Source organism: Limimaricola sp. G21655-S1 (assembly GCF_027213785.1).
GTDB lineage: Bacteria > Pseudomonadota > Alphaproteobacteria > Rhodobacterales > Rhodobacteraceae > Limimaricola.
Genome location: NZ_JAPWGO010000420.1, coordinates 1 through 247, shown reverse-complemented (window position 1 = coordinate 247; position 247 = coordinate 1). Strand labels below are relative to the sequence as shown.

Below are 247 nucleotides of genomic sequence, written 5' to 3'. Positions count from 1 at the left end.
CTATAAATTAGCGCAATGACTATTCAGTAGCTGTTGATAGTAATCAAGCCAACGGCAGCTTTCGCCACTCTAGCCAGTGTTCATCAGGGTGGAATACCGACAGCAACCAGAAATCCTCTCCTGCTTTTGCAGCATAAAGTATGGGCCCAGAGACTGCTGCAAATTGAACAAAGAGGTACCAATAGGTGGCCCTTTGGCTTGATCGCGCAAAAAGAAGTAGCCAGCGAGCACGCCGCCAGCCGGTATC

1 protein-coding gene is annotated in these 247 nt (G+C 49.4%); it reads right to left on the bottom strand.

Features of this window, described 5'->3' with window-relative positions:
* Positions 1 to 43 precede the first annotated feature (43 nt).
* On the bottom strand, positions 44 to 247 hold a 204-nt coding region (locus O4G76_RS21315), incomplete at its 5' end, for a hypothetical protein (RefSeq protein WP_269399087.1).